At 33.7% G+C, this 13,410-nt stretch carries 9 protein-coding genes and 1 tRNA gene; 8 read left to right on the top strand and 2 right to left on the bottom strand.

The window, feature by feature from the left end; genetic code table 11:
• Nucleotide 1: 1 nt before the first annotated feature.
• The 4 genes from H1A07_RS03225 (at nucleotide 2) to H1A07_RS03240 (ending at nucleotide 4,512) form a co-directional block, all read left to right on the top strand.
• Nucleotides 2–667, top strand: a complete 666-nt coding sequence (locus H1A07_RS03225) for a response regulator transcription factor (protein ID WP_210145334.1) — start codon at nucleotides 2–4, stop codon at nucleotides 665–667.
• A 9-nt stretch (nucleotides 668–676) separates the two neighbouring features.
• Nucleotides 677–1,951: a sensor histidine kinase gene (locus H1A07_RS03230; RefSeq protein ID WP_210145335.1), complete on the top strand. Its 1,275-nt coding sequence runs from the start codon at nucleotides 677–679 to the stop codon at nucleotides 1,949–1,951.
• Between the two features lie 175 nt (nucleotides 1,952–2,126).
• Nucleotides 2,127–3,581 carry a zinc ribbon domain-containing protein gene (locus H1A07_RS03235; protein ID WP_210145336.1) on the top strand — a complete coding sequence of 485 codons (1,455 nt, stop codon included), beginning with the start codon at nucleotides 2,127–2,129 and terminating at the stop codon, nucleotides 3,579–3,581.
• A 70-nt stretch (nucleotides 3,582–3,651) separates the two neighbouring features.
• The gene (locus tag H1A07_RS03240) at nucleotides 3,652–4,512 is read left to right on the top strand and encodes a zinc-ribbon domain-containing protein (protein ID WP_210145337.1); all 861 of its coding nucleotides are present in this window, start codon (nucleotides 3,652–3,654) and stop codon (nucleotides 4,510–4,512) included.
• Between the two features lie 145 nt (nucleotides 4,513–4,657).
• Here H1A07_RS03240 and H1A07_RS03245 read toward each other — a convergent pair whose 3' ends face one another.
• Entirely contained in the window at nucleotides 4,658–7,042 is a 2,385-nt protein-coding gene (locus tag H1A07_RS03245) for a Xaa-Pro dipeptidyl-peptidase (protein WP_210145338.1), read from the bottom strand.
• A 199-nt stretch (nucleotides 7,043–7,241) separates the two neighbouring features.
• Here H1A07_RS03245 and H1A07_RS03250 point away from each other — a divergent pair, with 199 nt between their 5' ends.
• From H1A07_RS03250 to H1A07_RS03260, 3 genes are all read left to right on the top strand, one after another.
• Nucleotides 7,242–9,776 (top strand): M1 family metallopeptidase, encoded by a 2,535-nt coding sequence (locus tag H1A07_RS03250; RefSeq protein ID WP_210145339.1) that lies wholly within the window; start codon nucleotides 7,242–7,244, stop codon nucleotides 9,774–9,776.
• 88 nt (nucleotides 9,777–9,864) lie between these two features.
• Complete coding sequence (locus tag H1A07_RS03255) at nucleotides 9,865–10,635, top strand: Cof-type HAD-IIB family hydrolase (protein ID WP_210145340.1); 771 nt, start codon at nucleotides 9,865–9,867, stop codon at nucleotides 10,633–10,635.
• A gap of 100 nt (nucleotides 10,636–10,735) precedes the next feature.
• Nucleotides 10,736–10,809 (top strand) — tRNA-Arg (locus tag H1A07_RS03260).
• 284 nt (nucleotides 10,810–11,093) lie between these two features.
• Here H1A07_RS03260 and H1A07_RS03265 read toward each other — a convergent pair.
• Entirely contained in the window at nucleotides 11,094–11,207 is a 114-nt protein-coding gene (locus H1A07_RS03265; RefSeq protein WP_210145487.1) for a type I toxin-antitoxin system Fst family toxin, read from the bottom strand.
• Between the two features lie 278 nt (nucleotides 11,208–11,485).
• On the opposite strand from H1A07_RS03265, the gene glmS reads away from it, so the two are divergent.
• Complete coding sequence (gene glmS / locus H1A07_RS03270) at nucleotides 11,486–13,297, top strand: glutamine--fructose-6-phosphate transaminase (isomerizing) (RefSeq protein ID WP_210145341.1); 1,812 nt, start codon at nucleotides 11,486–11,488, stop codon at nucleotides 13,295–13,297.
• The last annotated feature ends 113 nt before the right edge of the window (nucleotides 13,298–13,410 follow it).

Raw genomic sequence — 13,410 nt, forward strand, 5'->3', positions numbered from 1 at the left:
AATGAAAATTTTGCTGGCAGAAGATGAAGAACAATTATCTCGTGTTTTAGTAGCAGCAATGCAGAGCGTTAATTATGATGTAGATGCAGTTTTTAATGGTCGAGATGCAGTGGAGCTTGCTAAAAAGAATTCATACGATGTGATTGTCTTAGATATCATGATGCCTATTATGGATGGGATCACTGCGCTGAAACAAATTCGCAAAAGTGGAGATAAGACCTATGTTTTAATGCTTACTGCAAAAGCAGAAATTGATGACCGAGTAACTGGTTTAGACAGTGGAGCAGATGACTACTTAACCAAACCCTTTTCATTAAAAGAACTTCTTGCACGTTTGCGTTCAAAAGAAAGACGCGATGATAAATATACTCCCAATGAAGTTGAAGTGGGGGATCTTGCCTTAAATGTTGCTGAACAGGAATTAGTAAGTCATAATTCAATTCGTCTGGGCAGTAAAGAAACGCAACTTTTAAATTACTTAATGCTTAATGAAGGTAAAGAGTTCTCAACTTCTGATTTATTAGCTCATGTCTGGAAAGATGAAGACGATGCTAATGAAGATATAGTTTGGATTTATATTTCTTACTTGAGACAAAAGCTGCAATCGATTCAAAGTACAGCTCAAATCGTTGGTGAAAAAGGTGGTAGTTTTTCCTTAATTAGGTAGGTGAGATTAATGATTCAAAAATTTCGCTGGAAGTTTATTGGAATGTCAATTGTTGCATTATTTTTAGTTCTAGTAATAACTTTAAGTGCCCTTTTAGGGGTTAGCTATACACAAAGTCATAGTGAGGTTGACCGCGTTTTAACAGTTTTGGTTAATAATCAGGGTCAATTGAATCCTAGAAATGCTAAGCCAATTTTTGGTAATCAAAAGGACCCAATTAATAAAAATTTTTTATCTGGTGAATATAATCCTGAAGCGGTTTTTCAGTATCGCTATTTTACTGTAGCTAATACTCGCAATAATACTCCTCGTATTGTAAATGACGATAACGTGTATGATGTAGGTCGCTCGAAGATTCTTAAAACTAGTAAGCAAATTTTTAAAGATAAATCAACTAGCGGATCCATTGATATGGGTAATAATCAATATGCTTATCGAGTAGGTAAGAGTCAAGAAGGATATAAATTCATTGTTTATTTAAATGAATCATTGATATACCATCGTTTTTCTTTACTTGTTAGGGTATCAATTGTACTTGGAATCATTGCCTTGATTGTTTTTGCTCTGATTTTGATTTTGGTGTCAAAGAAGGCAATCGGACCAATTATTACCACTTATCGTAAGCAGCGCGAATTTATCACTAACGCTGGACATGAATTAAAGACTCCTTTAGCAATTATTTCGGCTAATACTGAAATGGAAGAAATACTGGGGAATAATTCAGAATGGAATAAAAGTACAAAAGAGCAGGTTGATCGCTTAACTAGATTGATTAATCGTTTAATTGCTTTAGCTAGGACTGGTGAAACTGGAGAAGTTGTTTTAAATAGGGTTAACTTTTCTGAAATAGTCAAAAAGAACGTTACAAGTTTTAAGTCCGTAATGCAACAAAATGACTTGAAGTATAATGCGATGATTATGCCTGATTTGTATATTAAAGCTGAAAGTAATATCTTGAGTGAATTGATAAATATTTTGCTCGATAATGCACGTAAGTATTGTGATAAAGATGGAGAAGTTAGGGTAAGCCTTGTTAAAGGTAAGCTTGGGACAAATGCAATTTTAAAAGTTGCTAATACTTATAAAGAAGGTAAGGGAAAAGATTATTCTCATTTCTTTGAGAGATTCTATCGTGAAGATGAATCTCATAATTCAAAGAAGCCTGGATTTGGTATTGGTTTAGCAATGGCACAAGAGATTGTACAAACTTTCCATGGTAAGATTCACGTTAGTCATAAAGATGACATGATTGTTTTCACAGTAATTTTAAGATTAGCAAAATAAAAGCAGTTAGTTTTCATTGTTGAAGACTGACTGCTTTTTTTGTGTTAAATTAAAAAAAGTATGTACATTTTTTAATTCTTATGTTTTATTAGAAAAGGTGTGTTTTAATGAAAATACTGTGGGAATTAATCAAATTATTTTGATTAAAGTGTTTTTCTAAAGGGAGGGGTAAGAAATGGAAAAATTTTGTCCAAATTGTGGTAAAGAAATAAAAGGAGAAGCAGACTTCTGTCCAAATTGTGGTTATAAATTAAAGAAAGAAAAGATTTCAAAACCATCACAGCCAATAATTCAGAAAAATGGGGATGAAACTCGCTCGCAAATTCGGCACTCAAAAAAGAAACCAATGAGTAAACGTAATAAAATTATTCTTAGCATTGTTGGCGTGCTTGCTGTCTTATTTGTTTGTTTCTATGCATGGGGATCTAGTTATTATAGTGAACATAATCAAGTGAGAAGAATTGTTTCTGCTTTGAAAGATCCAAATAAAAAGGTAAGTCAGTATATTACTTCTACTGATCCTGATTTGAAGGTTACAGATGAAAATGTTAAACCACTTCAAAGGTATTATTCTAATCATAAAACACAAGCAGATAATGCAATTTATGCGTTTGAGCATCAAACTGATAGTTATGGTGTAAACTTTGAACAAACTGGCAGATATTTTTTGTTGTTTCCCAAATATAAGTTGCAAGTTCCAGCATTTACACCAACAGTCCGTACTAACCATTCAAATTCAGAAGTGAAAATGGATGGTAAAAACATTGGAAAACTAACAGGTAGTGCAAGCGATTATTCAAAGAAATTGGAACCTATTTTACCAGGCCAATATGACTTTTCAATTAAATCAACAGTTCAAGGAAGAAAACTTTCTACAACTGCTGAAACAGATATTTGGTCTAATAAAACGGTCAATTTAAATATTAAGACTGAAACACTTGAAATTAAAAGTTTGCCCAATGGAATTGTTTACATAAATGATAAGAAAGTTGGAACATTAAATAGCAAGGGAAAATTACTTCTGAAAGAATATCCAATTTCTGGTAATATGAATCTTTATGTTCGTGCTACCGTAAATAATCGAACTATTCAATCGAAAACTATTGATAATCTTTCAGAAGGTCTTGATTATGCGTCTGATGGCACTGATACTATTAGTACAGATGGTAATAAGTATGTAATTAAACCTGAATGGAAAGGTTTAGTAAATAAGGATGACGCAAAAAGCGTATTAAGTGATGCTTTTGATATTCCTGATCCAGACCAATTCGTCGATGGTAGCGATAATAGCGACTATGTTGAAATGAAGAAGATGATTGATAGTTATAAGGATCAAGATGATATTAGTAATATTGAATCAGAAGTAAGTGTTCAATCAATTACGCCATATGATAATAATTCATCTGAAGTAACTTATAGCGTTAAATGGACCTTTGTTCATGATGATTATGATCGTGTTCAAGTAATGCAATATACAAATGCCGTTTTAACTAATGAAAAAAATGAATCAGGTGCTAAAATTAAAAAGATTGGTACAGGTAAATTAACTAAAGATCATAAAGTGACTACTGGAGACAGTAGTAGTGATACTGATACCAATAGTGATTCTGATTCAGACAATGATGATTAAAGCTGAAAGATACAAAAATAAACAGTGGAATGACATACATATGTTAAGAAAATAGAAAGTGGGATTTATTGTGAAGAAATGTCCAAATTGTGGATCTGAAATGGAAGCTGATGTAAACTTTTGTACTGTTTGTGGAACAGATCTTAGAAATGTTTCTGCGGCAAACGATCAAGAGAATCTAAATAGTCAATCTAAGGATTCGTCTAAGTCTAATTCAGTAAATAAACTGCAAGAAAATGAAACATTTTCAAGAGTTACAGCAGCAGTTAAAAATTTTGATAAAGATAGCTTGTGGAATTGGTTTCTTACTTCTTGGAAAACGCCAAGTGCCAATCAAAAAGGCGAAAAATGGTATGGAATTTTTACTATTTTAATTGAAATGGTTCTTTTCATCTGGGGAACCGTCTTTGGAATTAAGAAAGCCATAATTCAAATTACTGGAATCAATACCTCGAACAATACTGAATTTCAAAATAACTTCAACCAGGTATTTCATAGCCTTACAATTGATTTGTTTTTAGCAGTTTTCCTATTAGGAGCTGGAGTAGTTGTTGGATCATATTTTGCTCATAAATTTGTTAATGAAAAAAGTCCAGCATTTTTAGATTATACCAATAAGATTGTTCAATTAAGTAATATTAATGCCATTGTAGTTTTAGTCGTAACGCTTTTAAGCTTTATTGATTATAAAGGGTTAATTTCAATTATTAGTCTTTTAGCCTTATTTGCTGGCTTGCTCTTTTTAATTGCCGGGGCAGTTTCTATTTGCGAAGGGCATGGAGAGAATCGTGATTCTTTCTGGGGTGTTACTATCTATGTGATAATTATGCTAGTAGTAGCAGGTGTAGTTTGTTTAATTCTTAAGAATCAAGTTATTAGTCAGGCACAAACTATTTTTGGTAACTTTACTAAATCTTTCTTTAACTATTAAATTTAATACAAGATAAAAAGACAGCTAGTTTTCAGGTGTGAAGACTAGCTGCTTTTTTGTATATATTATATTTTTTTAATTATCATCTTAAAAATGAATCCAATATATGGTTGAACTTGAAGTTTCCATCTAAATTATCTCTTTTTTACATTTCATGAAAGATCAATTGAGTCTTATCTAAATCAATTGTATAAGTTTCATCTTCAAGTGGACGCTTAGTCATCCCTTGATCGGTTGAATAGACAATCAAGGCTAATCTTGCACCAGCTGGTAAGCGATAGAAGGTAGGCTGCAATTCAAATTCTAAGTCATAGAATTTGTCAGGTTCAATTTTTTCTGCATGTTTCATATCAGCGTAGTTTTGGACGTTCATGTGCCCCTTACTGATTAACTTAGCTTTTGTTTCTTCGTCAGGAACAAATTCTTTCATTACTTCAGTACCAAAACGGTAGCCTAATTCTTGAATTTGATCATTAAATGACTTAGGAATTGGGGTAAGCCGTTTTCTGGTTCCTAAATCAACTAAGGCAACAGAAATTTGTCCTTTAGGAAGAGAGCTAGCAACACTCATCTTAATCTTAGGGCGACCAACTACAGTTACTGGATGAATAAATTCATCGGTTACAAAACGTAATTGTTGGTTAAGCCATTTTTCTTTACCAGAGATAAAGTCATATTGCCATTTACTTTCAGAAATTTTAGCTTCTTTAAATACTTTACCTCCTTGGTCGGTGAATGAAACTTTATCATTATCTTCACCGCCATCTTTTAAGAGGTTACCTTTTTTATCAGGGAAGTAAATTTCTTTGCTTCCTAATTCATTATTCCAAGTTGGTTCTTCATGCCAGATATCTGGTTGCAAATTATCTTGAATCATAACATCTTCCCATTGCTTGTAAGCATTATTTTTAATACCTAATAATTCATGACAGAACCATAAGTTCATTAAGTCAGAGAAGTCAATGGATAAAAGATTGTTCATATTATAGTGAGGACCTTGGTGCAAGAATAGTTTATGAGCAATTGGTAGTTTAGAAACTTTTTGCCAAATCTTGTAAACATTCTTTGGCTTTACATTCCAGTCGTTTAAACCATGAACTGAGATCCAAGAACACTTGATATTGTCTGTATGGTGACGGTAATTTCTAGCTTCCCAGAAATCAGAATATTGACCAGTTTCACGGTCTGATTTTTCTAAAAGACGTTTTTGCATAGCATCAAATTTAGGCTTGATCTTTAAATAGTCGCCTGCATCCCAAAGATTAGACTGGCAAGTTTCAGCAAGCATATCTAAGTCTTCACCTTGGCAAGCTTCTGGAGCAACTACTAGTCCATGTTCACGGTAGTAATCATACCAAGAAGAAATAGCAGCTTCTGAAACTACAGTCTTAAGTCCAGCTACCCCAGTAGTAGCAATTGCAATTTGAAGTGTTCCTAAGTATGAACGACCAGTCATTCCGATATTGCCGTTACACCAGGAAGCTTTGGTTTCGTGTTTTCTGGTACGGTCGGTATAAGCAATTCTGTCGCCATGAAGCCATTCAATGATTTCTTTAGCAGATTCAGTTTCTTCAGGAGCTCCCGTAATTCTTAAACCATCTGAACCACGGGTTCCGATTGCACCTGCATAAACGTTTGCAAATCCACGTGCAAGTAAGTATTCATTTAAAGAGTAAGCTGCTTTATGAACTGCTTCTTCGGTTGCTGCTTGATCTTCGCTAGCTGGCTTTTTGGCCTTAGCAGTTGGCATTGCTTCATATTTAGGGTAAGTACTCTTAGTAGCGTCTTCTAAGTTAACATCAACATTGTGGTTACGTTTTTCATTAGCAATAATGCCGCCAAAATAAGGATCAGCTGTGTAGAGTGCAGGAAACTTAAAGTTGTTTGATTGGTAGGGACGAAAGACGGTTACTTGAAGTAAATCAGGCTTACCATCTTCATCAGTATCAAGATCACTTTCAACGTAGACCACTTCACGAATAACCTTACTCATATCAAAAACTGGGAGTGACTCCCCATTAAAGTACATAAATTTATTATTACCGTAAAACTGGGTGAAGTAACCCTTACCAGCCATATTATCAATGAAAGTTTGGCCATTTTTAGCTCGAGTGTTAAGTAGGCGGTAGAAAACTTTAACTAATTCATTACGATCAATTTCTTCTTGATCAGTATAAGGAAGGGCATTAGCCTTCATTCGTGCTAGTGGATCATTTAAATCATAATCGTAGCCAACATGATAGCCGAGTAATTGCAAGCCAACATTATAAAATTGGTTACGTGAAATTGAATTAGGATTTTCAACTAAAAATTCTTTTAAATTTTTATGATCACTAACTGCAAATTCTGCTAATTTAGCTTCTTTTGCACCATAAGTTTTGGCTTCGGCAATGGAGTTTTCAACTAGCGTTGCTAAAAGGCCAGAAAAACTATTTTCTTTCCAATCATTAGGTAAGAAGTTAATAGATTCTAATTCTTTAACCATTTGGTCAAAATCGATTTTTAAATAGCCGTATTGATTATATTTCATATATATAAGAACACTCCTTTTTTTCTGTTTCTCTTAATTTTTATTTTACTAGTTTTAATTGCATAAAAGAAGAATTAAACAATATTTTAAAATATATTGAATCACCTAAATTGTTTTTAATTTAATCCAAAAACTGGTAAGTAAGATTTTAATTTCTTATAATAAATAGTTGAGAAGTTAAAAAATTGGAGGTCATAATATGGCAGAAGTTAAACGCTTTTATGAAACTTTTCATCCTGATCACTATGATATCTATTTGGATATTAGTCGCGAAAAGAAGAGATTTCACGGTAAGACTGTTGTAGTCGGAGATGCTCAAGAAGAATTAGTTAAATTAAATCAGAAGTACTTAAAGATCACATCTGTTAGAGTAGATCAAAAGAAAGCTGATTTTGACTATAACGATAAAGATGAAGTAGTTAATATTAAGGCTGGAAAAGTTGGCAAAATGAAGATTGAAGTTGACTTTGAAGGTAAATTAACTGATACAATGATGGGCATTTATCCTTCTTATTACGAAGTTGATGGTGAAAAGAAGCAATTAGTAGGTACCCAATTTGAAACTACTTTTGCTCGTCAAGCATTCCCATGTGTTGACGAACCAGAAGCTAAGGCTACTTTTGCATTAGCAATTAAGTTTGATGAAAAGCCTGGCGAAACAATTATTTCTAATCAACCAGAAGAAAAATTTAAAGACGGTGTTCACTACTTTAAACCAACTGTACGTATGTCTAGCTACTTAGTTGCCTTTGTCTTTGGTGATATGCAAAGAAAACTTACTAAGACTAAGTCTGGCGTTGAAATTGGTGTTTTTGCTACAAGAGCACACCAAGCAAAAGAATTAGATTTTGCCCTAGATATTGCTAAGCGTTCAATTGAATTCTATGAAGATTACTATGAAACACCATATCCATTAGAGCATTCATACCAAGTAGCTCTTCCAGACTTTTCAGCTGGTGCGATGGAAAACTGGGGTTGTGTAACTTATCGTGAAGCATACTTATTGCTTGATCCAGATAACACCTCATTAAAAATGAAACAATTAGTAGCTACAGTTATTGCTCATGAATTAGCTCACCAATGGTTCGGTGATTTAGTAACTATGAAGTGGTGGGATAACTTATGGCTTAATGAAAGTTTTGCTAATATGATGGAGTATGTAGCAATAGACGCTTTAGAACCAAATTGGAAGATCTGGGAAATGTTCCAAACTTCTGAAGTTCCGGCTGCTCTTCAAAGAGATGCTACTGATGGTGTTCAATCAGTTCACGTTATGGTTAACGATCCTGCTGAAATCGATGCCTTGTTTGACTCGGCTATTGTTTATGCAAAGGGCTCAAGAATGTTGGTCATGGTACGTGCTTTATTAGGTGATAAGGCTCTTCGTGAAGGACTGAAGAACTACTTTGCAGCTCATAAATATGGTAATGCAACAGGTGACGATTTATGGAAGGCACTTGGTGAAGCAAGTGGCTTAGATATTGGTGCAATTATGCATTCTTGGCTTGAACAACCAGGTTACCCAGTAGTAAACGCAAAAGTTGAAGATGGTAAGTTAGTTTTAACTCAAAAACAATTCTTTATCGGTGAAGGTAAAGATGAAGGTCGTAAGTGGCAAATTCCTTTGAATTCTAACTATGCTGCTGTCCCTAAGATCATGAAGGATGAAAAATTAGTTGTTGGTGACTACAATGATTTACTTGCTAATAATGGGGTTCCATTCCGTTTAAATGTAGGTAATAATTCAGACTTCATTGTTAAGTATGATCAAACATTGCTTGATGATATCCTAAGTCATATCGATGAATTAGATGCAGTTGATAAATTACAATTATTGCAAGACTTCAGATTATTAGCAGAAGGTGGTCAAATGTCTTATGCAGATATTGTTCCCCTTCTTCCTAAGTTTGCAGATTCTACTTCACCAATTGTTAATAATGCTTTATACAGAATTATGTCTACTTTACGTAATTTTGTAACTCCAGGTTCAGATGAAGAAAAGCAATTAAAGAAGCTTTATAATTTACTTTCTGAAAAACAAGTTAAGCGTTTAGGGTTGCTTCCAAAAGCTGGTGAATCTAATGATGACAATCTAACTAGACCATATGTTGTGGCAGCTTCGCTATATGCAAATAACGATGATACAATTGATGGCTTGCATGCGATTTATTCAGAAAATTCTGATAATTTAGAAAATATTTCGGCTGATATTAGAAGTTCAGTTTTAGTTAATGAAGTTAAGAACTTTGGCAATATGACTTTGTTTGATAAATTGCTTAAGAAATATCAAGAAACTTCAGATGCAAGTTTGAAACAAGATCTTTGTGCTGGTATTACTTCAACTAAAATGCCTGAAATTGTTGATGCAATTGTCGATGATTTTGAGGATGCTCAAATTGTTAAGCCACAAGATTTACGTGCATGGTACCGTAATGTTTTAGCTAACCCATTTGGTCAAGAACAAGCTTGGAATTGGATTAGATTAGAGTGGCCATGGCTTGAAGCAACTGTTGGTGGCGATATGGAATTTGCAACATTTATCACTGTTACTGCAAATGTGTTCCATACTGAAGAAAGATTGAATCAATTCAAAGACTTCTTTGAACCAAAGATTAATACTCCAGGCTTAACTCGTGAAATTAAGATGGATACTAAGGTCATTGAAACTAAAGTGAATTTGGTTAAGAAAGAACAAGCAGCAGTTAATGAGGCAATTGCTAAGGCTGTTGATTAAAAATAAAAATTAAATCTACAAAAAGATGCGCTTTCAGTTTTGAAAGCGCATTTTTGGTATAATTTATGAAATAGGGGGGTGACATAATTTGATAAAAACAATCTTTTTTGATGTTGACGGGACATTAGTTTCTCATAAGACAGATAGCGTACCAGGCAGTACTAAAAGGACACTGGAGCTTTTACGTGAAAATGGAATAAAACTTGTACTAGCTACTGGGCGTGATATGAGTCAATTAAAGAAATTGCCGGTCAAAGATATAAAATTTGATGGTTATGTGACGATGAATGGACAGCTCTGTTTAGATGAAAATGGAAAAGAACTTTTTGGTAATCCAATCGATGAAGTAGATACTGAAAAGATGATTGAACTAATTAAAGAAAAAAGGGTCCCTATTACTACTATTGGTAAAGAAGGACCATACATTAATTTTGTAACTGATCAAGTCGTTGCTGCTCAAAAGGCAGTTTCTAGTAAAGTTGCGCCAATTGGCAAATATCATGGTGAAGAAGTCTATCAGTTTATTGCCTACGGAGATCGCAATGAATTAAAGACTTTGGTTGATGAATTGCCTAATTGTAAATTAAGTTGGTGGAATGAATATGCAGTAGATATCATTTCAAAAAATGGTGGTAAGTTGGCTGGTATTAAAAAGTATCTTGAGCTACAGAATCAAACTTTAGATGATGCAATGGCGTTCGGTGATGGTGAAAATGATTTAGAGATGCTTAAAGCTGTTAAAGTTGGAGTTGCTATGGGTAATGGAGAAGAGCACGTTAAGCAAATCGCAGACTATGTAACTACTGATATTAATAAAGATGGAATATACAATGCCAGTATGCATTATAAGTTGATATAAATAGTAATAAGATATTTTTCGAAAAATAAAAATTTTTTCGAAAAATAATTGACATCTACCATCCTTTTCCCTATACTAGAATATGTTCTGTTAAGGAATTGGTTTGGTAGCTCAGCTGGATAGAGCAACGGTCTTCTAAACCGTGGGTCGTGAGTTCGAATCTCACCCAAATCACTGATATGACGCTCCGTATGGAGCGTCTTTTTTGTACAATTTTTTATTTTACCTCCAGATTCTCAAAATGCCCCCCAAGCATATTTTTCTGTAGTAGTATTTTTTGCGATAGGTTAATTAATAAGTTGTATAATGAGTTTCAAACATGTTATACTTTACTTGCAACGAAGTAAGGAAGTTAATATTTCAAGCACTCAAAAAGCATTACCTAGTCGTTACAAAAGGTAATGCTTTTTTTATCGCTTAGTGCAACCTTCTAAGCGTTGAGGGTAGAAAGGCAACTATTAATGTTTACGGTTGTTATGCCGATCATCTAACCAGTGATCGAATAGTGCAAGCACTATCCCCACAAGGATAGGGGCGACAACCGAAGTAAGGAAGTCTTTCAAGACGCTCACCTCCTTTCGATGGGAGGTAATAGTTGCCAAAAATAATTATATCAAAATTAGATATATAATAATATGTATAATCGTGAGTTCGAATCTCACCCAAATCACTGATATGACGCTCCGTATGGAGCGTCTTTTTTTGTACAATTTTCCTTCTTTTTGATATAGACCAATTGTAAATAAAACTTCTTGACCAATTTGAATTATAGGGTTATTATTACTAACATAACAACGAATTAAAGATAGTCCATTTATTTTAAATGAACTATACCAAAGGAGAAAAACTTATGTGTGGAATTGTCGGTGTGGTTGGAAAACCTGCTAGAGATATTATTTTAAATGGCTTAACTAACCTAGAATATCGTGGTTATGATTCAGCAGGTATATATTTAAATGACTTAAATGGAAATGAATATTTAACCAAGGCAGTTGGTAGAATTTCTAATTTAAAAGAAAAATTAACTCCAGATGAGCAGGGCTTAGTTGGAATTGGTCATACTCGTTGGGCTACTCATGGAAAACCAACTGTAGATAATGCCCACCCTCATTTTGATGAAAGCAAACGTTTTTATTTAGTTCATAATGGCGTGATTGAAAACTATGCTGAATTAAAAGAGAAGTACCTACAAGATGTTAAATTTCGCTCAAATACTGATACTGAAGTAGTTGTTCAATTAATTGGTAAAATTGCTCGTGAAAAAAATTTAGACGGCTTTTCCGCATTTAAGGAAGCTTTAAAGCTTGTTAAAGGTTCCTATGCTTTCCTCTTAGTTGATAATACTGAACCGGACCATGTTTTTATTGCTAAAAATAAATCACCAATGATGTTAGGTCTTGGCGATGGCTTTAACATCATTGCTTCTGACGCAATTTCTGTTTTAGACCAAACTAAGACTTTTGTCGATTTACAAGATGGTGATGTTGGTGATATTACCAAAGATTCTTATACTATTGAAACTGTTGACGGCGAAAAAGTTGAACGTAAACCTCACGTATTGAATATTGATCCTAATGCTGCTTCAAAGGGAACATATGAATTTTACATGCTTAAGGAAATTGATGAACAACCAAGTGTAATGCGTAAAATTTCTCAAACTTATTTTGATGAAAATGGAGCTGTAAAAGTTGATCCGCAAATTATTAATTCTATTTCAAAAGCAGATCGTATTTATATTTATGCAGCTGGAACTAGTTATCATGCTGGTTTAGTAGGTAAAACATTATTAGAGCATTACACTGGCATTCCAACTGAGGTGGGTCTAGCTTCTGAAGCGGGCTATCATTTCCCAATGATGAGTAAAAATCCATTCTTTATCTTTTTAACTCAATCAGGAGAAACTGCTGATTCCCGGGTTGTTTTAAAAGAAGTGAATAAACGCAATATTCCAAGTCTAACAATTACGAATGTAGAGGGTTCTACTTTATCTAGAGAAGCCGATTACACAATGTTATTGGAAGCTGGTCCTGAAATTGCTGTCGCTTCTACTAAGGCTTATACTGCTCAAATTGCTGTACAAGCTGTATTAGCTAAAGCATTAGGGGAAGCTCTTAATAAAGAAGAAGCTAAAAACTGGAATTTGAAACATGATTTAGCAATTGCAGCTGAAGGAATGCAACAACTTGTTGATAGCAAAGAGAAATTAAAAGAAATTGCAGATAAGTACTTAATTAATTCTCGTAATGCATTTTATATTGGACGTGGAATTGATTATGCAGTTGCACTTGAAGGTGCATTAAAACTTAAAGAAGTTTCTTACATTCAAACTGAAGGTTTTGCAGCAGCAGAATTAAAACATGGTACTATTTCACTTATTGAAAAGGGAACCCCAGTGATTGCTTTAATCAACGATTCTGCAACCGCTGATTTAACTCGCGGGAATATTCAAGAAGTTGTTTCTCGTGGAGCTAATATTATTACGATTGTTGGTAAAGATTTTGCTAGAGAAAGTGATGATGTAGTTTTACCAGAAATTAACTACTACATGTCAGCCTTATTAACGGTTGTACCTGCCCAACTTCTTGCTTACTATGCATCTAAGGATAAAGGTTTAGATGTAGATAAGCCTCGTAACTTAGCTAAGAGTGTTACGGTTGAATAAAATTTTAAATAAATAATGAAAATAGCGGATCAGTATATTTAATAGTACTGTTTCGCTATTTTTTCGATTTAAGTATTTTTTGATGAAAATAAATACTTTTGATTTAAAATAAG

The organism is Lactobacillus taiwanensis (assembly GCF_017894345.1).
In the GTDB taxonomy this organism is placed as follows: Bacteria; Bacillota; Bacilli; order Lactobacillales; family Lactobacillaceae; genus Lactobacillus; species Lactobacillus taiwanensis.

What these genes read in the sequence shown, in the direction of transcription:
- H1A07_RS03235 (WP_210145336.1), top strand. Translation starts at nt 2,127, where the DNA reads ATGGAAAAATTTTGTCCAAATTGTGGTAAAGAAATAAAAGGAGAAGCA.
- H1A07_RS03245 (WP_210145338.1), bottom strand. Translation starts at nt 7,042, where the DNA reads ATGAAATATAATCAATACGGCTATTTAAAAATCGATTTTGACCAAATG.
- H1A07_RS03230 (WP_210145335.1), top strand. Translation starts at nt 677, where the DNA reads ATGATTCAAAAATTTCGCTGGAAGTTTATTGGAATGTCAATTGTTGCA.
- H1A07_RS03250 (WP_210145339.1), top strand. Translation starts at nt 7,242, where the DNA reads ATGGCAGAAGTTAAACGCTTTTATGAAACTTTTCATCCTGATCACTAT.
- glmS (WP_210145341.1), top strand. Translation starts at nt 11,486, where the DNA reads ATGTGTGGAATTGTCGGTGTGGTTGGAAAACCTGCTAGAGATATTATT.
- H1A07_RS03225 (WP_210145334.1), top strand. Translation starts at nt 2, where the DNA reads ATGAAAATTTTGCTGGCAGAAGATGAAGAACAATTATCTCGTGTTTTA.